Raw genomic sequence first — 237 nt, 5'->3', positions numbered from 1 at the left:
CGTGGGCATAGTCCGTGTACGAATTACTCATCTGGGTAAATCCTATTTGGAATAGCGGCGAATAGCTTCGAGGAGCTCGTCGACGCCTTTCGCTCTTTCTTCGTTGCTGAGTGTCGGATCGCGACATGTTCACGAGCGTGGTCTTCGATGATTTCATCCATCAGCCCATTGATCGCGCCACGGGTCGAAGCGACCAAAAGCAAGGTTTTTGAGCAGTCATCATCAGAGTCGAGCGCT

The 237-nt window shown here is 51.9% G+C and carries 1 pseudogene; it reads right to left on the bottom strand.

Going from position 1 to position 237, the window contains the following annotated elements:
- Window positions 1-42: 42 nt before the first annotated feature.
- Window positions 43-237 (bottom strand): annotated as a pseudogene (locus WLY71_RS31085) (metal/formaldehyde-sensitive transcriptional repressor); the annotation flags it as partial.

This window comes from Pseudomonas rossensis (assembly GCF_039888995.1).
GTDB classification, from domain to species: Bacteria; Pseudomonadota; Gammaproteobacteria; order Pseudomonadales; family Pseudomonadaceae; genus Aquipseudomonas; species Aquipseudomonas rossensis.
The sequence above is the reverse complement of the archived record's forward strand: the minus strand, read 5'-3'. Positions and strand labels throughout refer to the sequence as shown.